The sequence below is a fragment of the Streptomyces sp. NPDC001816 genome (assembly GCF_042892235.1).
Lineage (GTDB): Bacteria > Actinomycetota > Actinomycetes > Streptomycetales > Streptomycetaceae > Streptomyces.
Map to the genome: position 1 here is coordinate 169,062 of NZ_JBIATY010000004.1, position 17,325 is coordinate 186,386.

The following is a 17,325-nucleotide window of genomic DNA, read 5'->3' on the forward strand; positions in this document are numbered from 1 at the left end:
CGGCTACCTGTGCAGCCGGGCTCCGCAGTGCGGCCAAGGGCTGGCGCCGGCGCGTACGTACAGCTTCTTCGCGCGGTACGTCTGCTCCTCCGCCGTCGCGTCCTGCGGACGCCCGCTGCCGCCGAGGCTGTGCCAGGTGTGGGTGTCGAACTGGTAGAGCCCGCCGTAGTTCCCCGACGGGTCCACCGCGTGCGGACGGCCGCCGGACTCGCACTCGGCCAGCGCGCGCCAGTTGAGGTGGTCGGCGCCCTGCACGGACTTCGGCCGGGGCTTGGTGCCCACCTTCACCAGCTGCTTGCGCGGCCCCCGCACCACCTCGGACGTCTCCTTGCGCGGCTTCTCCCGGACGCCGTTGACGGTGCGCAGGAGGTAGGTGTCCCGGCGCAGCCCGGGCTGTCCGGGCTGTTCGACGACCTCGGTGCCCTTGAAGAGGGAGGGGTCCTCGGTCCGCTCGACCGCGAAGGGGATCTGCTCCTCGCGCACCTCCTTGACGCCGGTCACCCGCAGCACGGTCACCGTCTGCCCGTCGCGCGGGAAGCTGTCGGCCGGGACGGAGGTGGTGTCCTGCCCGTGCAGGGTGACGCCGGCCTCCTCGACGGCCTCGCCGACGGTGGCCGCGTTGGTGCGGATGGTGCGGGTGCGGCCGTCCGCCATGATCGTGACCGCGCGCTCGGTGCGCACGTCCAGCGCGAGCCCGGCACGTCCGATGCTCCGGGACCGCGAGGCCGACAGGTACGCGCCCTCTGCGCGCACCCCCAGCTCCCTGAGCGCCTCGTCCACCGTGTGCCCCGTCGTCCACACCTCGCGCCGCTCGCCGTCCAGGGTGAGCCGTACGGGGCGCCCGTAGCGCACCGCGACCTCGTCACCGCTGGCGAGCGCCGCGCCGGGGGCGGGCGCGACCATGTCGTGGGCTCCCACGCGCACGCCCTCCTCGGCGAGCAGCTCCGGCACGTCGTCGGCGAAGGTGTGCAGGGTGCGCGGTTCGCCGTCGACGCTCAGCTCGATCGCCTTGTCCTTGGCGACGAAGGCGGTGGTGCCGCCGGCGAGGAAGGCGACGACCAGCGCCTGCGGCAGCAGACGGCGCACCGCGGACTCCGGGCGCTCGGCGGAGCGCGCCCTGCGCCGGCGCGCCGCCCGCCCGACCGCCTCCTGGGGCGCGGCGAACTCCAGGGTCACCGGTTCGGGAACGTCGGGCACGCTCGCCGCCTGCCGCGGCAGCGGTAGCACCGGCTCGGTGACGAAGTACGCCTCGGCCTCGTAGGCGGGCCGGTAGGTGTCCTCGTACATCCCGTAGGGCAGCGTCTCCGCGGTGTGCACGGAGGCGTCATGGCCGTACGGGTCGTACGTCTCGTACTGCGACTTGCTCACGCCGACACGCTCCAGAAGGCCAGAGGGGTCCGGATCGGGCCCCCAGAACCTAGCGGAGCGGATGTCACTGTCCAAAGCGACGCGACTACGTACTGTTGCGCGCCGAATCTGCGGCCGGTGATCGAATCAGTAAGCGAAGGCGCGTGCGGTGTTCGCGCCCAGGGCGGTCGCCAGGGTGTCCTCGTCGATGCCGCGCACGGCGGCCATCGCGCGCACCGTGACCGGCACCAGATACGGGGCGTTGGGCCGTCCGCGGTAGGGCGCCGGGGTCAGGAAGGGCGCGTCGGTCTCCACGAGGACCAGCTCCAGCGGGGCGACGGCGAGGGCGTCCCGGAGGTGCTGGGCGTTCTTGAAGGTGACGTTGCCCGCGAAGGACATGAAGTAGCCCTCGCGGGCGCAGATCTCGGCCATCTCGGCGTCGCCGGAGTAGCAGTGGAAGACGGTGCGCTCGGGGGCGCCCTCCTCCTTCAGGACGCGCAGGACGTCGGCGTGGGCGTCGCGGTCGTGGATGACGAGGGCCTTGCCGTGCCGCTTGGCGATCTCGATGTGGGCGCGGAAGGACCGCTCCTGGGCGGCCTTGCCCTCGGGCCCGGTGCGGAAGTAGTCCAGCCCCGTCTCGCCGACGCCCCTCACCTGGGGCAGCCCGGCCAGCCGGTCGATCTCGGCGAGGGCGTCGTCCAGCGCGGCGTCACCGCCCGGCTGCCGTGCGCCCTGCCGGGACCAGCCGTCGGGGTCTCCGTGGACGATCCGCGGGGCCTCGTTGGGGTGCAGGGCGACGGTCGCGTGGACGTTCTCGTGCGCGGCGGCCGTCTCGGCGGCCCACTGCGAGCCCTTGATGTCGCAGCCGACCTGGACGACCGTCGTCACTCCCACCGACGCGGCCTTCGCGAGGCCCTCCTCGACCGTGCCGGACTGCATGTCGAGGTGGGTGTGGGAGTCGGCCACGGGCACTCGGAGGGGCTCCGGGAGCGGCGGTGCCGCGTTCTTGTCGGCGTTCGAAGGCATGCCTCCGATCCTACGAAAGGAGCATGCGTTCGAACGTCGGCGAGGTGCTCAGCTCGCCCTGCGCTGGAACGGGTGCAGGAGATCGGACAGATGCCAGTGGTGGTGTTCCTCGGTCCGCGCGGCCGTCTCCGCCGCCTGCGGTGCCTCGGCCTGCGGCGCCTCGGCCCGCGGTGCCTGGTGGTGCTGCGCCGCGCTGCGCACCGACGACACCTGCCCCGGCCGCATGATCCGGACGACGTGGCCGTCGCAGTTCTGGCACGTCGGCCGGCTCAGCGGGGACGGCACGACCTGCCCGCCGGTCACGTACATCACGAACTCGTGGCCGTCGGCGTCCGTGTGGTGCTCTATCGCGTACGACTGCTCCCAGCCGTGCCCGCATCGCATGCAGGCGAACGAGTACGACTCGTGAACGACGGCTGTGGCCGTACCGCGGAGGCCGGTCTGCCCTGCGATCTCGCTCATGCCAGCTCCTCTTGTCCGCTGGACACGGGACGGGTGCGTCCCTTCGACCAGTGGACGCCTTCACCGGAGCGAATGCAGCAGGCCTGTCGAGTGTTGGAGGCGATTTGGACGTCGCTTGCCAAATCGGCCCGGGGCAGGGGGCTGGTCTTTGCTTTCGGCGCCGGCCTTTTGCCCTCACATGGGGCGCGTGCTCAACCGAGAACGCCCCTGCTCAGAGGGCCTATTCAGCAGGCTGGGGGGAAGCGCCCCGAAAGGGGCGCGGGGCTGTATCGATATGCGGCTCCGCCGCGTGGGCGCGACCAGCCACAGCAAACCGTCAGCCCGCCACAAACCGAACCCCCACGGCGCTCCCCGGACAGCCGCCTCACTCAGCGGAGCGTTTCGCAGCAACGACCGCGTCAAAAACAACCCTCTTCTGCAGCCCGGCCTCCGCCGCCACCGCGGCGATCGCCTCCTTGCGCCGTTCCCCCGCCTCCTCGCGAACTCGCACCCGGCGCACCAGCTCCGCCGCGTCGAGTTCCTCGGGGCCGGATTCGGGCGCACCCTCCACGACGACGGTGATCTCCCCGCGAACCCCCTCGGCGGCCCACCGCGCCAGCTCGTCCAGCGGCCCCCGCCGCACCTCCTCGTACGTCTTGGTCAGCTCACGGCACACGGCGGCCCGCCGCTCCGCGCCGAAGACCTCGGCCATCGCGGCGAGGGTGTCGTCGAGCCGGTGCGGGGCCTCGAAGTAGACGAGCGTCCGCCGCTCGCCGGCGACGTCGCGCAGCCGGGACAGCCGCTCCCCCGCCTTGCGTGGCAGGAAGCCCTCGAAGCAGAACCGGTCGACGGGCAGCCCGGACAGGGCGAGGGCGGTGAGCACGGCGGACGGCCCGGGTACGGCGGTGACCCGGATGTCCTTCTCCACGGCGGCCGCGACCAGCCGGTACCCCGGGTCGGAGACCGACGGCATCCCCGCGTCCGTGACGAGCAGCACACGCGCTCCGCCGAGCAGCTCCTCGACCAGCTCGGGGGTGCGGGCGGCCTCGTTGCCCTCGAAGTACGACACCACGCGGCCCTTGGGGGTCACGCCCAGCGCCTGGGTGAGCCGGCGCAGCCGACGCGTGTCCTCGGCGGCGACGACGTCGGCGCCCGCCAGCTCCTCGGCCAGCCGGGGCGGCGCGTCCGCGATCTCGCCGATGGGGGTTCCTGCCAGGACAAGGGTTCCAGTCACGCCCCCATCCTCCCAGGGCCGGAGAGGAGGGGGGAAAGCGACCGCATCCCGACCGGTACCTCACATGCACGGGACTCACACAGAACGGTTCCCTACGATGGCGCGGTGACCAGTACCGCGTCCTCCACGGACCTCCGGCAGGGCCAGGCAGCGCACGACCAGCGGCCGTCGTGGCAGCGGCGGCTGCGCCGATTCGGCTACACGCCCGCCAAGGACGCTCCCTCGGGCGACGTACGCGACCAGCTGGTGCCGCCGTACGTCGAGCCGAGTCCGCGCCTGTGGCAGGCGCTGGGCGTCCCGCCGGTCCTGGCGGAGCGGATCACCCGCTGGTCGGGCTGGATCGGTCCGCTGCTGGTGACGCTGATGGCGGGCGTGATGCGGTTCTGGAACCTGGGCAGCCCGCGCGCGGTGATATTCGACGAGACGTACTACGCCAAGGACGCCTGGGCACTCGTCCACCGCGGGTACGAGGTCAACTGGGACAAGAACGCCAACGACCTGGTGTTGCAGACCCACGGCCACCTCGCGATCCCCACGGACGCGGCGTACGTCGTGCACCCGCCGGTGGGCAAGTACGTCATCGGCCTGGGCGAGCTGATGTTCGGGTTCAACCCGTTCGGCTGGCGCTTCATGACGGCGCTCCTGGGCACCCTCTCGGTCCTCCTTCTGTGCCGGATCGGCCGCCGGATGTTCCGCTCGACGTTCCTCGGCTGTCTGGCGGGCGCGCTGATGGCGGTGGACGGCCTGCACTTCGTGATGAGCCGGACCTCGCTGCTCGACGGCGTGCTGATGTTCTTCGTCGTGGCCGCGTTCGGCTGCCTGATCGTCGACCGGGACAGATCGCGGGAGAAACTGGCCGCCGCCCTCCCCGCCGGGCCCGACGGCCGGGTACGCCCCGACGACCACGTCGGCGACACCTTCCGCTTCGGCTGGCGGCCCTGGCGCTGGGGCGCCGGGCTGATGCTGGGCCTGGCCATCGGCACGAAGTGGAACGGCCTGTACATCCTGGCCGCGTTCTTCGTGATGGCGGTGCTGTGGGACTCGGGCGCCCGCAAGGTGGCCGGCGCCCAGCGCCCGCTCATCGCGGCGCTCAAGTACGACACCGGCATCACGTTCCTCGCGACGTTCCCGGTGGCGCTCACCGTCTACCTGGTCTCCTGGACCGGCTGGATCCTCTCCCCGTCCGACGGCACCGGCGGCTACTTCCGCAACTGGGCGGCGACCGACGGCAGGGGCGGCAACTGGACCTTCCTGCCGGACTGGCTGCGCAGCCTGTGGCACTACGAGCACGAGGTCTACAAGTTCCACATCGGCCTGTCGTCCCCGCACACCTACCAGTCCAACCCGTGGAGCTGGATGGTGCTGGGCCGCCCGGTGTCGTACTTCTACGAGTCCCCCTCCCCCGGCGCCGACGGCTGCCCGGCCGACGCCGGCCAGAAGTGCGCCCGGGAGGTACTGGCCATCGGCACACCGCTGCTGTGGTGGGCGGCCTGCTTCGCGCTGCTGTACGTCCTGTGGCGGTGGCTGCTGCGCCGCGACTGGCGGGCCGGCGCCATCGCCCTGGGAATCGTGGCCGGCTACCTGCCCTGGTTCCACTACCAGGAGCGAACGATCTTCCTTTTCTACGCGGTCGTCTTCCTGCCGTTCCTCTGCCTCGCGGTGGCCATGATGATCGGCGCGATCATCGGCCCACCGGGCTCCACGGAGACCCGCCGCGTGATCGGCGCATCGGCGGCGGGAGTCCTTGTGCTCCTGATCGCCTGGAACTTCATTTATTTCTGGCCGCTGTACACGGGCACGGCGATCCCGATCGACAGTTGGCGGTCGCGGATGTGGCTGGATACCTGGGTTTAGCTGTGCAGACCTTGCACGAGGGCACGGCCGGCGGCCGTGCCCTCGTGGTCGATTACAGCCGTGCCGGGGACGTGCCTCGAGCTGCGGTTTCGCAGCCGACGACGACGGTCACCGCACGTCTGCCCCACCGGAAGGTGACTCTGGTAGGTCGTCGAGCCGGTCAGCCAGAATCATCGCCACATCGTCTGCCAAGTCACCGTCGGTGTGGCGGATCAACGCCTGGTGCAGTTGCTCCAGGAAGTCCGGCGGGGTGGGGCCGGCGCCCAGACCCTCCATGGCCTCCGGCAGAACGAAGAATTCGCTGTCGCGGTTGCGTGCCTCGATCACACCGTCGGTGTACAGCAGCAAACGGTCACCAGGGATGAACGCATAGCTTTCAGGCTTCTCAGGGGGGCCGACGATGAGGTCTTCGAGGCCAAGGGGTGGCGACGGCAAGCTCGGCATCAGCGGCATGGCCCTGCCCTGGTGCAGCAGCAGCGGTGGCGGATGTCCACGGCTTACCAGCTGCACCACGGGTTCGTCCGGCACCTGCGCGATGAGCGCCGTGGTGAACCCTTCCAGCAGAACCTCCTGACCATACGCACCCGGCACGGCGACCTCCCGTCGCAGCGCAGCCGCGCAGCGGTTCATGACCTCCGCCAGGTCCTCCTCGTAGTGCACGGCTTCCCGGAACGCGCCCAGCGCCACCGCGACGGCTCGCACCGCGGACAGCCCCTTGCCCCGGACATCCCCGACGATCATCCGGACGCCGTACCGCGTCTGTACGGCCTCATACAGATCACCGCCCACCCGTGCCCCGGTCCCGGCGGCAAGGCAAAGGCTGCCGACCCGCAGCGGGCCCAGGCGCGCGGGCACGGGCCGCAGCACGACCTCCTGGGCCGCCACGGCGATGCGGCGGACCTGGTCAAGCTCTTCCTGCCTGCGCTCCTGCATAGCGCGGCTCGTAATGAAGCCAGCCACGGAGACCAAGATCAGAGCCAGGAAGTTGCTGTAGACCTGCAGGGTGCCCCATGCCCCGTTATAGGTCGCAGTGGTCACGCTGATCGCCAGCGCCAGGACCGCCGCCGCGGTGGTGCCCTTGGGCCCCAACGTCACTGCCGCCAGCGCCGGCACTGCGGTCAGAAAGGGGCCGGTATAGATGAAGTGCGCAGGCGTGAGCTCGATGACCAGGACGGCCAGCGCAATCAGATAGGGCACATACTGCATCAGTGTGAAGAGGACCCGGACCCGGTTATGACCGCCTGCTCCTGGCAGCGAGGGTGAGCGCAAGAGCGACCCCATGCACCAAGGGTGCCTCGCTGTAACCCACGGCTCCACCCAGTCAGCCGCCCTGGGCAGTACGAGGACTGGCCCAGCCCATTTACAGCGGGCTGAGTCAGCTGTCCGTGACCTGCAGGTTTGCCTCTGCGTGCTGCTGCTGGGGGATGCCTGGGGGAATCTGCGGGCGGGGAGGCGCGGTACGGCGCTGAGGGGCGGGGACCACGTCGATTTCCGTGGTGGTTTGTTCAGCGGCCCGGTCACGGGCAAGGGCGATCACCATCACCACTACTACGGGGCCCGGCGGTCTGCGGTCGCGTGGCCGCATCAGGTGGGGGTGATCCCGCCGCAGGCGGGCTGTTTCCAGACCCGGGCCGAAGTGATTCGCCTGCGCGAGGCACTCACGGGTGGGCAGGCCGCGGTCCTGGTGGGTCGGGACACGTTCCGCGGCCAGGTGCTGGCCGGGATGGGCGGGGTGGGCAAGACCCAGCTGGCCGCCGACTATGCCCGCACGGCCTGGCGAGCCGGTGAGCTGGACCCTGACCACCCGCAACAACCTCGCCCGATGGCAGGGGGAGACGGGAGACGCAGCCGGCGCCGCAGCCGCATACGAGCAGCTGCTGGCCGACCGGCTGCGGGTGCAGGGCGAGGACCACCCCCCACACCCTGACCACCCGCCACAACCTCGCCTACTGGCGGGGGAAAGCGGGAGAGGCACCCCACGCCTGAAGGTCGGCTGGATCCGACACCGCCCCCGAACCTGACGGGCTGACCGCATGATTGCGGCGTACTGACGTACGCCTACGGTCCCGTTGCCCTCCACGGATGCCGCTCCTCACCGCCTTGCGCTACGGCGGTTTTCAAGAGCGCTGCTGCATCGCACTGGACCTATCCCCTGACCTGCACTGATGTCACAAGCCGTCCACGGGATCGGCAGGTTGGCCCACAGACGGCCCACGGCAGGGACATCGAGCCCGACGGGAAGCACGGTTCGACTCGGGCGCAACATGCGATCACCCGCCGAAAGGAGTACTCGTGGAATAGCGAGGGCTGCAGGGCGCCAGTGACCCGGACCCCTATTTCGGGCGCCGTGCAACGCCGACGGGAGACCCAGAGCCGATCCGAGGGAGGAACGGCCTATGGGTAGCGGGAAAAGCCGACGCGCCGCAAATGCAGCAGCGGTGAGGGCCGCACAGAAGAGGACTCAGAAGCAGCAGCAATCACGACCGTGGTGGCGGCGCATCCATTGGAAGACGTGGGGCGCGGTACTGGGAGCTGTCGCAGCAATTGGGACGCTGCTCTTCACTGGTATCACCACCTATTATCAGGCGCGCGTCTCAGCGAGCCAACTCTCACAGGCTAAAAGCGACGCCGCGCGGGCATCGCGCGACCAAGCATCCCGCGTTACCTTCTGGATAGCCAAGGCGCCGAACGGCTCGAACTGGCTTTACCTGGAGAACCGATCACCAGACCCTGTCACTCGCGTGATCCTCATGTTCGAAATTTTCACGGAAATGACGAGCCCGGGGCAGCCATTCAATATCTCAGTCCAAGTCGTACTGCCCTGGCTGTCCCCATGTTCTGAGTATGTTTTCAAGCCCGAGATGATCAGATATTCCGGGCATTATTATGACCGGAAGCACCTCTACGTTTCGTTTTCCGGACGTGTTCCACTCCGGGCGACTTTCACCTTTCCTCGCGCCATATTCTCCGACTGGGACGGTAAGGAATGGCATCGCGTTTCCGCCGGACAGCTTAAGCAAGGCGCAACCGGTCACCTCTTCGAGTGGCCTGATGTGGCCAATCCACATTACGCGCGGGGAGAGTTGACACGAGACCCGGCAGTGACAAAGGCGATTTCGTGCGGCTGACAACCGCCTCACGCAGTACGCGGGACGCCGGTTCAAGACGCACACGGTCGAGATCAACAGCCGCACTACTGAGCCGTGCCGGGATTGAGACCATGACCTCATCCGCGCATGCCGCCCACCTCGCCGAGCTCAACGTCGGCGAGGCCCTGGAGCGGCTGACGGACCTGCGGGCCCCACCGCCGGCGGCGGCAAGGAAGTCGCGCCGGCTCACAGACCGGGATCATCGAACCGGTCGAGAAGGAAATCGACCGGCGCGAGGCCCGCGGCGGCGGACGCTCCGTCGTGAAGGAACTGCTCCGTCCAGATGACCTTGCCGCGGGTGGTGTACCGCGTCCCCCATCGCTGGGCGAACTGCGCCACCAGGAACAGCCCCCGCCCGCCTTCGTCGGTGGTCGCCGCCCGCCGCATGCGCGGCGAGGTGCCGCTTCCGTCCGACACCTCACAGATCAGACAGCGTCCGTGGAGCAGCCGTACGCAGACCGGCGGCGAGCCGTACCGGATCGCGTTCGTCACCAACTCGCTGACGATCAGCTCCGTGGCGAACGCGGTCTCCTCCAGCCCCCACTCCAGCAACGTCTCCCGGCAGCGCGCCCGCACCGAGGGAACCACCGCCGGGTCCGCCGGCACGTCCCACATGGCCACGTCCGAGCGCGGGAACCTCCGGGTACGTGCCGTCAGCAGCGCGATGTCGTCGGAGGAGTGTGACGGCTTCAACGAGTCGATCACCGCCTGACACGTCTCCTCCGGCGTGCGGCCCCCGGACCCGCCCAACGCCCGGCGCAGTCGCTCCATCCCGACGTCGATGTCGTGGGTGCGGTCCTCCACGAGGCCGTCGGTGTACAGCACCAGTTGCGAACCCTCCGGCAGGGACAGTTCCACGGTCTCGAAGGGGTGGCCGCCCAGGCCGAGCGGCGCCGAGGCCGGCACGTCAGGACAGGTGACCGTCCCGTCCGGGCGCACCAGCACCGGCTCCGGATGCCCCGCACGGGCCACCGTGCAGACCTCCGTCACCGGGTCGTAGACCGCGTAGAGGCAGGTCGCTCCGGTCACGCCCTCCCCCTCGTGGCCTTCCCCGACATCGCCCGTGTTCTCCTCGTTGTCCATGCGGACGACCAGGTCGTCCAGGTTCGCGAGCACCTCGTCCACGGGCAGGTCCAGGGTGGAGAAGTTGTGCACCGCGGTGCGCAGCCGACCCATCGTCGCCGCCGCGTGCAGCCCGTGACCGACGACATCACCCATCACCAGAGCCACGCGAGCACCCGGAAGCGGGATGACGTCGAACCAGTCCCCGCCCACCCCGGCCTCCGCGGGCAGGTACCGCCAGGCCACCTCCAGTGCGTCCTGCTCCGGTTGCCGCCGCGGCAGCAGGCTGCGCTGCAACGTCACCGCCATCGCGTGCTCCCGGGTGAACCTCCGGGCGTTGTCGATGGCCACCGCCGCCCGCGCGGCCAGTTCCTCCGCGAAGGTGAGGTCATCCGGCTCGAACGCCGCGGAATCCACTGTCCGGTAGAAGTTCACCACGCCCAGCGTCACGTTCCGCGCCTGCAGTGGCACGGCCACCAGTGAGCGCAACCCGCGCTCCAGGGCCCGCATGGCGCGCTCCGGATCTTGTTCCCGCCAGCCCTGTGCCTGCCGCAGGTCCGCCTCGAGCGTCACCCGTCGCTCCTGCAGTGCCCGCATCTGCGGCGTTCGGCGCGAGAACGAGATCATCTGGCCCCGCGGATACACCGGAATCATCCGCCGGTCGCCGCCGATCGCCGCCCGGCGCAGATGCCGCCAGCCCTCCGCCGTGGGCTCCCACCCCCGCAGCACCGCTTCGAGCAGGTCCACCGTCACGAGGTCGGCGAACTGCGGCACCGCCACGTCGGCCAGCTCCTGGGCCGTACGCTCCACATCCAGCGTGGTCCCGATCCCCACCCCGGCCTCGTACAGCAGCTTCAGCCGCTCCCGCGCGACCTCGGCCCGCCCCGAGACCGTCGCCAGCTCCGTGGTGTCCCGCAGGGTCACCACACTGCCCTCCGGGTCGGCCTGCGGGTATGTCGGCCGCTTGTTCACCACCAGCAACCGGTCCCCCGCGAGACGGACCTCATCTGTCACCGCCTCCGGCGACGACAGCAGTCGCGTGATCGGCTCCGGCAGTCCCAGCTCCCGCACCGGACGCCCCCGCACGTCCGCCGACAGTCCGAGCAGCCGTGTCGCCTCGTCGTTGGCCAGCAGCAGTCGTCCGTCGGCGTCGGTGATCAACACTCCTTCTCGCACCGCGTGCAGGACCGCGTCGTGGTGCCTGTACAGCTCCGCCAGCTCCACCGGGGCCATGCCGTACGTCTGCCGCCGCAGTCGCCGGGACACCAACGTCGTTCCCGTCACGGCCAGCGCCAGCGCGGCCACGCCGCTGCCCAGAATGATCGGCAGCTCCGGCAGCCACAGCCCCGCCACGTTCCTGACCGTGATTCCGGCGGAGACCAAGCCGACCACCTTGCCGTGCGAGTCGGTCACCGGAACCACCGCCTGCACGTCCGTCCCCTTGCCTGCGGGCAGCGGCGGCCCGCCGGCCTGCTCGACGACGGTGCGGCCTTTCAGCGCCGGTTCGATGATGCCGACGAACTTCTTCCCGATCTCCCGCGGGTAGGGATACGTATAACGAATCCCCTCCGTGTTCATGGCGATGACGAAGTCCACGCCCGCGCGCTTCCGCGCCTCCTCGGCCCGAGGCTGGAGCACCGCCGTCGGATCCGGGCTCTGCAGCGCCGCAGCCACGCCAGGAGCACTCGCGAACGACTGCGCCGCGACGATCGACTCCCTACGCCCCTGCTGCAAGGCGTCACTTGCCTCCTGGAGCACCATGGCCCCCACCGCGGCCACGACGAGCAGGACCACGATCAGCACTTGGAGAAGGAACACCTGACCGGCCGCACTGCGCAGGTCCAGCAGCGAGGCGCGACGTGCGCGCGAGCCCCCGACGGGCGGATGACGTTCCGGACCCCTGGGGCGCCCGGAAAATACTTCCATACACCCTTGATAACACCGCTGCGCGGAAGCCGACGCCGTTCACCTCCGTCGCACGGGCTGCCGCGTCCCTCACCCCAGGGCTTTCGGCGCGACGGGGTGCCCTCGCCCCTCCGCCAACGTCTCTGTTCGGACAACAATCGGCAACTCTGGCCACAGCCGCCCCGCAACCGCTTACAGTTCCTCTGCGACGTGTTTTTGAACGCGTTCAACGGGGAAAACGGGGAGGATTCGCGCGATGCGCAGGGGAGTCAAGGGTGCCGTCATAGGCGGCGTGTGTGCGGTCATGCTGGGCGGGGCCGGGTACGGCGCGTACAACTTCGTGTCCGCGCTGAACGGCGACGGGGGGACGGGGGGCGGCCCGGCCGTCGTGAAGAGCGGTCCGCCGAGCAGCACAGAGGTCAAGGAGACGGCCGCGAAGTTCTTCGCCGCCTGGGAGAAGGGGGACGCCTCGACCGCGGCGGCCTACACCGACTTTCCCGAGGCGGCGCGGGAGTTGCTGACGGCGTACGGGGGCGACGCGCACATCACCGACGTGCACATCACGCCCGGTGCGGCCACCGGCACGACCGTGCCGTTCACGGTCAAGGCAACGGTGTCCTACGAAGGGAAGACCCGGCCGCTCAGCTACGAGAGCCGCTTGGACGTCGTGCGCGGGAAGACCTCGTACCGGCCTCTGGTCGACTGGCAGCCCTCCGTCGTGCATCCGCGGCTGCAGAAGGGGGACACGCTGATGACGGGCGAGTCCGCGACCCCGCCGATCGAGGCCGTCGACCGGGACGGGAAGGTGCTCACGCCGGAGAAGTACCCGTCCCTCGGCCCGATCCTGGACGAGCTGCGCAAACGGTACGGCGAGAAGGCGGGCGGCCGGGCCGGCGTGGAGCTGGTGATTCGCCACGCGGGCGCAGAAGCAGGAGGAGAGGAAGGAACAGGAGGAACAGGGGAAACCGGGGCCGACACCACCCTCGTGACCCTCGCCAAGGGGCGGCCCGGCAAGCTGCACACGACGCTCAGCGCGAGTGCGCAGGCGGCGGCCGAGGGCGCTGTGGAGAAGTACGCCGATTCGTCCCTCGTGGCCGTGAAGCCCAGCACGGGCGAGATCCTGGCCGTCGCCAACCACCGCGACGACGGATTCGACGCGGCCCTCCTGGGTGAGCGCCCACCCGGCTCCACCATGAAGATCATCAGCGCGGCGGCCCTCATCGACAACGGCCTGACCACCGCGAACGGCCCCGCGCCCTGCCCGCCCTCCGCCGTCTCCGAGAGCCAGACCTTCCAGAACCTCAAGGGCCTCACCCCGGACGAGCACGCCACGCTCTCCGACAGCTTCGCGCGCTCCTGCAACACGGCGTTCGTGAAGTTCGCGGACGAGGTCGAGGTGGACACTCTCACCAAGGAGGCCCAGGAGCGGTTCGGGCTGGGGCAGAACAACTGGCGGATCGGTGTCCCGTCCTTCGACGGCCGGGTCCCCGCCGCCGGTGGCTCCGACACCGCGGCCGCCCTGATCGGCCAGGGCCAGGTCCAGATGAGCCCGCTGAACATGGCCTCCGTGACGGCGACCGCGATGACCGGCGCCTTCCGGCAGCCGGTGATCGTGCCGCTGGGCCTGGACCACCGCGAACCGGCACGCGCGCGAGGACTGTCCCAGAGCACCGTCCAGCAGCTGCGCGCCATGATGAATCGCACAGCGACGAGCGGCACCGCGGCCGGGGTCATGTCCGGGCTCGGCGGGAGCATCGGCGCGAAGACCGGCTCGGCGGAGGCCGACGGGCAGGCGAAGTCGGACAGTTGGTTCACCGGGTACCGGAACGACGTCGCCGCCGCGGCCATGGTCCAGGACGGCGGACACGGCATCGACGCGGCCGGGCCGATTGTCGCAAGTGTGCTACGGAATGCGGGCTGACATCACCCGCAAAGGCGGGGACCTTACCGTGGTTGCCGTCGTTGGGGAGTGTGAGGGCTGCGGGGACCCTGGGGAAAGCGCGGAGGAACTGAGGAAGTGGGCAAGAGAAGGCGCGTCGCCGAGCGACGGAAGACCAACCCCGCCGTGCTCGGCGGGATGATCGCCGTGGTCGTCGTCGGCGCCGGGTTCGGCGTCTACGCGCTGTACGGCGGCGGTGCGTCGGCCGACGAGCGGACGTCCGCCACGTCCGACCACAAGGCCGTGAAGACCGGCCCGCTCACCGCCGCCGAGGTCCGCACGGCCTCCACCCGCTTCCTCACCGCCTGGCGGCAGGGCCGGACCGCCGAGGCGGCGGCCGCCACCGACGACCCGTCCGCCGCCACCGCACTGCTCACCGGCTACACCAAGGACGCCCACCTGAAGGACGTCACGCTCACCGCCGGCACCGCCACCGGCGCCAAGGTGCCGTTCTCCGTCAAGGCGACGGTGTCGTACCAGAGCCTCAGCAAGCCGCTCGCGTACGGCAGTTCGCTCACCGTGGTGCGGCGGTCGAGCGACGGGAAGCCGCTGGTCGACTGGCACGCCTCGGTGGTCCACCCGGACCTGAAGGACGGCGACACGCTCGTCACCGGCGAGTCCGGCACCCCGCCGGTCAAGGCGCTGGACCGCGACGGCGGGGAGCTGACGACCGCCGAGTACCCGTCGCTGGGCACGGTCCTGGACGGGCTGCGGGAGAAGTACGGCAAGAAGGCGGGCGGCAAGGCGGGCGTGGAGCTGCGCGTGGTGCGCGGCAAGGCGTCGGAGGCGGCCAAGCTGTCCGACAAGACGCTCGTGGAGCTGAGCAAGGGAACGCCGGGCACGGTGAAGACGACGCTGAGCCCGAAGCTTCAGGCGGCCGCCGAGAAGCAGGTCGGCAAGTGGCCGAAGGCCTCGGTGGTGGTCCTGCGGCCGTCGACCGGTGAGATCCTCGCGGTCGCCAACAGCGGGCACGGCTTCAACACCGCCTTCCAGGGCTCCCTGGCGCCCGGCTCCACGATGAAGATCGTGACGGCGACGATGCTGTTCGAGAAGGGGCTCGTGACCCCCGAGGCATCGCACCCCTGCCCCAAGAAGTACAAGCTCGCCGGCTGGACGTTCCACAACGACGCCGACTCCGAGATCAAGAAGGGCACGTTCAAGCTGAGCTTCGGGGCCTCCTGCAACAACGCCTTCATCAATTTCGCGCCGAAGCTGTCCAACAGCGACCTGACGAAGGAGGCGCAGGAGGTCTACGGCCTCGGCCTGAACAACTGGGCCATCGGCGTCCCGTCGTTCGACGGCGCCGTCCCGGTGCAGAGCGGCGCGCAGATGGGCGCCTCGCTGATCGGGCAGGGCGGAGTGCGCATGAACCCGCTGAACATGGCGTCGGTGTCGGCGACGGTGGAGTCGGGCGTCTTCCGCCAGCCGTACCTGGTGGCCCCCACGGTGGACCACCGCACGCTGGCGAAGGCCGCGCGCACCATGTCGTCGAAGACGCAGGCCCAGCTGAAGGACGTCATGCAGTACACGGCGGCGTACGGCACGGCGGCCAAGGCGATGTCGGGCCTCGGCCCGAACTACGGCGCGAAGACGGGCTCCGCCGAGGTCGACGGCCAGAAGAAGCCGAACGGCTGGCTCACCGCGTACCGGGGCGACCTCGCCGCGGCGGGCGTGGTCCAGGCGGGCGGCCACGGCGGCGACACGGCCGGTCCGATCGTCGCGGCGCTGCTGAAGATGGGCGGCTGAGCAGGGCGGCTGTGCGGGGCGGCTGAGGTGAGCGGCCTGAGCTGGAGGACGGTTCCAGGGCTGGACGGCTGAGCGGTCCGGGAGGCGTCAGCGGCCGACGGGCTCGGCGGTGTACGTCCGGCGCAGGAACCGGAGCAGCGTCTTCGACTCGAACTGCACCACCTCCACGCCATGCGCGGTGTGGAACTCCACGACGGCCTGGACACGCCCACAGGGCCACACGCGTACGTCGCCGCTCTCGACCGGCGACCGCAGTCCCCGTTCGAGCAGCGCACGCGAGAAGGTCCACTCGTGGTGCGGTCCGGGCAGGCCGACCCGGACCGATCGCGGATCGGTGTCGGGGTCGTACCGCAGCGTTACGGGTACGGCCCCCGGATCCTCCTCGTCCGTGACGATGTGGGCGCGCGCGTACTGTTCGACTACAGACATCGGACCGCCCTCTCACGTTCTGTGACCTACACGGAAGTCGTGCATCCGCTTTCCATCCAATGTGCCACATTTTCCCGTTCGCGCCCGGCGAGAAAGCGAGACTACGTCTCTCTTGCAATAGGTTCGCAACAAGCCTCTAAGATCGTACGGTGCACGTACCTGACGGATTCATCGACGCCCCCGCCTCCGCGGTCACCGGAGTGGTCGCCGCCGGCGCCCTCGCGGTGAGCCTGCGTGGCGCCCGCCGCGAGCTCGACGAGCGGACGGCCCCGCTGGCCGGCCTGGTGGCGGCGTTCATCTTCGCCGTACAGATGCTGAACTTCCCGGTGGCGGCAGGCACCAGCGGCCACTTGCTGGGCGGTGCGCTCGCCGCGATCCTGGTCGGCCCGTACACGGGCGTGCTGTGTGTGTCGGTCGTGCTGCTCATGCAGGGCGTGCTGTTCGCCGACGGCGGGCTGACCGCGCTCGGCGTGAACATCACCGACATGGCGATCGTCACGACCGTGGTGTCGTACGCCGTCTTCCGTGCGCTGCTCGCCGTACTGCCGCGCAAGCGGCGCTCGGTCACCATCGCCTCCTTCGTGGCCGCGCTGGTCTCCGTGCCGGCCGCGGCCGTCGCCTTCACGCTCATGTACGCGGTCGGCGGCACCACGGACGTCGCCATCGGCAAGGTGGCGACCGCGATGATCGGCGTCCATGTGCTGATCGGCATCGGCGAGGCCGTGATCACCGCGCTCACGGTGAGCGCCGTCATCGCCGTCCGCCCGGATCTGGTGCACGGCGCGCGCGGCCTGCAGCAGCGGCTCAAGCTGCGCGTGAACGGCACCCTGGTGGACGCTCCGGCGCCCACGGCACCCGTCGCGGCGCGCACCTCCCGGCGCACCCTGTGGATCTCCGGACTGGTCGCGTCGCTGGTGCTCGCCGGCTTCGTGAGCTTCTACGCCTCCGCCGACCCCGACGGCCTGGAGAAGGTCGCGCGCGACCAGGGCATCGACAAGAGGACCGAGCAGCACGCGGCGGCCGACTCCCCGCTCGCCGGCTACGGCGTCAAGAACGTCTCGAACGCCCGGCTGTCCGGCGGCGTCGCGGGCGTGATCGGCGTCGGCGTCACGGTCGTCGCGGGCAGCGCGGTGTTCTGGGCCGTGCGCAGGCGCCGCGGCGCGGACGTCTCGCCCGTGAACACGGGCGTGTGA

General features: G+C 70.2%; 13 protein-coding genes. 5 read left to right on the forward strand and 8 right to left on the reverse strand.

Annotated features, from left to right (window positions below; genetic code table 11):
• Positions 1–3: 3 nt before the first annotated feature.
• From ACFYZZ_RS16295 to rsmI, 4 genes are all read right to left on the reverse strand, one after another.
• Positions 4–1,368, reverse strand: a complete 1,365-nt coding sequence (locus tag ACFYZZ_RS16295) for a ubiquitin-like domain-containing protein (RefSeq protein WP_389176021.1) — start codon at positions 1,366–1,368, stop codon at positions 4–6.
• 126 nt (positions 1,369–1,494) lie between these two features.
• Positions 1,495–2,373, reverse strand: coding sequence for a TatD family hydrolase (locus ACFYZZ_RS16300; protein ID WP_389176023.1), 879 nt, complete (start codon positions 2,371–2,373; stop codon positions 1,495–1,497).
• Positions 2,374–2,421: 48 nt separating this feature from the next.
• On the reverse strand, positions 2,422–2,835 hold the full coding sequence (locus tag ACFYZZ_RS16305) for a hypothetical protein (protein WP_389176025.1): 414 nt from the start codon (positions 2,833–2,835) through the stop codon (positions 2,422–2,424).
• Positions 2,836–3,199: 364 nt separating this feature from the next.
• Positions 3,200–4,048 carry a 16S rRNA (cytidine(1402)-2'-O)-methyltransferase gene (gene rsmI / locus ACFYZZ_RS16310; protein ID WP_389176027.1) on the reverse strand — a complete coding sequence of 283 codons (849 nt, stop codon included), beginning with the start codon at positions 4,046–4,048 and terminating at the stop codon, positions 3,200–3,202.
• Positions 4,049–4,153: 105 nt separating this feature from the next.
• Between rsmI and ACFYZZ_RS16315 the strand changes: the two genes are divergently transcribed.
• Complete coding sequence (locus ACFYZZ_RS16315) at positions 4,154–5,902, forward strand: dolichyl-phosphate-mannose--protein mannosyltransferase (protein WP_389176029.1); 1,749 nt, start codon at positions 4,154–4,156, stop codon at positions 5,900–5,902.
• A 108-nt stretch (positions 5,903–6,010) separates the two neighbouring features.
• Here the strand turns inward: ACFYZZ_RS16315 and ACFYZZ_RS16320 are convergent, their stop codons facing one another.
• Both ACFYZZ_RS16320 and ACFYZZ_RS16325 read right to left on the reverse strand, forming a co-directional pair.
• A complete protein-coding gene (locus ACFYZZ_RS16320) occupies positions 6,011–7,108 on the reverse strand; it encodes a PP2C family protein-serine/threonine phosphatase (protein ID WP_389176031.1) in 1,098 nt (365 codons plus the stop codon).
• Positions 7,109–7,277: 169 nt separating this feature from the next.
• On the reverse strand, positions 7,278–7,706 hold the full coding sequence (locus tag ACFYZZ_RS16325; RefSeq protein WP_389176033.1) for a hypothetical protein: 429 nt from the start codon (positions 7,704–7,706) through the stop codon (positions 7,278–7,280).
• Positions 7,707–8,298: 592 nt separating this feature from the next.
• Here ACFYZZ_RS16325 and ACFYZZ_RS16330 point away from each other — a divergent pair.
• Entirely contained in the window at positions 8,299–9,030 is a 732-nt protein-coding gene (locus tag ACFYZZ_RS16330; protein WP_389176035.1) for a hypothetical protein, read from the forward strand.
• Between the two features lie 207 nt (positions 9,031–9,237).
• On the opposite strand, the gene ACFYZZ_RS16335 is transcribed toward ACFYZZ_RS16330, so the two are convergent.
• Positions 9,238–12,039, reverse strand: a complete 2,802-nt coding sequence (locus ACFYZZ_RS16335) for a SpoIIE family protein phosphatase (protein WP_389176037.1) — start codon at positions 12,037–12,039, stop codon at positions 9,238–9,240.
• A 235-nt stretch (positions 12,040–12,274) separates the two neighbouring features.
• Between ACFYZZ_RS16335 and ACFYZZ_RS16340 the strand changes: the two genes are divergently transcribed.
• Both ACFYZZ_RS16340 and ACFYZZ_RS16345 read left to right on the forward strand, forming a co-directional pair.
• On the forward strand, positions 12,275–13,939 hold the full coding sequence (locus tag ACFYZZ_RS16340; protein ID WP_389176039.1) for a penicillin-binding transpeptidase domain-containing protein: 1,665 nt from the start codon (positions 12,275–12,277) through the stop codon (positions 13,937–13,939).
• 96 nt (positions 13,940–14,035) lie between these two features.
• Positions 14,036–15,703 carry a penicillin-binding transpeptidase domain-containing protein gene (locus tag ACFYZZ_RS16345; protein WP_389176041.1) on the forward strand — a complete coding sequence of 556 codons (1,668 nt, stop codon included), beginning with the start codon at positions 14,036–14,038 and terminating at the stop codon, positions 15,701–15,703.
• Between the two features lie 87 nt (positions 15,704–15,790).
• Here ACFYZZ_RS16345 and ACFYZZ_RS16350 read toward each other — a convergent pair whose 3' ends face one another.
• Positions 15,791–16,132, reverse strand: a complete 342-nt coding sequence (locus ACFYZZ_RS16350) for an SsgA family sporulation/cell division regulator (protein ID WP_389176042.1) — start codon at positions 16,130–16,132, stop codon at positions 15,791–15,793.
• A 149-nt stretch (positions 16,133–16,281) separates the two neighbouring features.
• Here ACFYZZ_RS16350 and ACFYZZ_RS16355 point away from each other — a divergent pair, with 149 nt between their 5' ends.
• Positions 16,282–17,325, forward strand: a complete 1,044-nt coding sequence (locus ACFYZZ_RS16355) for an energy-coupling factor ABC transporter permease (RefSeq protein WP_389176044.1) — start codon at positions 16,282–16,284, stop codon at positions 17,323–17,325.

What these genes read in the sequence shown, in the direction of transcription:
- ACFYZZ_RS16320 (WP_389176031.1), bottom strand. Translation starts at nt 7,108, where the DNA reads ATGCAGTATGTGCCCTATCTGATTGCGCTGGCCGTCCTGGTCATCGAG.
- ACFYZZ_RS16300 (WP_389176023.1), bottom strand. Translation starts at nt 2,373, where the DNA reads ATGCCTTCGAACGCCGACAAGAACGCGGCACCGCCGCTCCCGGAGCCC.
- ACFYZZ_RS16335 (WP_389176037.1), bottom strand. Translation starts at nt 12,039, where the DNA reads ATGGAAGTATTTTCCGGGCGCCCCAGGGGTCCGGAACGTCATCCGCCC.
- ACFYZZ_RS16340 (WP_389176039.1), top strand. Translation starts at nt 12,275, where the DNA reads ATGCGCAGGGGAGTCAAGGGTGCCGTCATAGGCGGCGTGTGTGCGGTC.
- ACFYZZ_RS16305 (WP_389176025.1), bottom strand. Translation starts at nt 2,835, where the DNA reads ATGAGCGAGATCGCAGGGCAGACCGGCCTCCGCGGTACGGCCACAGCC.
- ACFYZZ_RS16350 (WP_389176042.1), bottom strand. Translation starts at nt 16,132, where the DNA reads ATGTCTGTAGTCGAACAGTACGCGCGCGCCCACATCGTCACGGACGAG.
- ACFYZZ_RS16330 (WP_389176035.1), top strand. Translation starts at nt 8,299, where the DNA reads ATGGGTAGCGGGAAAAGCCGACGCGCCGCAAATGCAGCAGCGGTGAGG.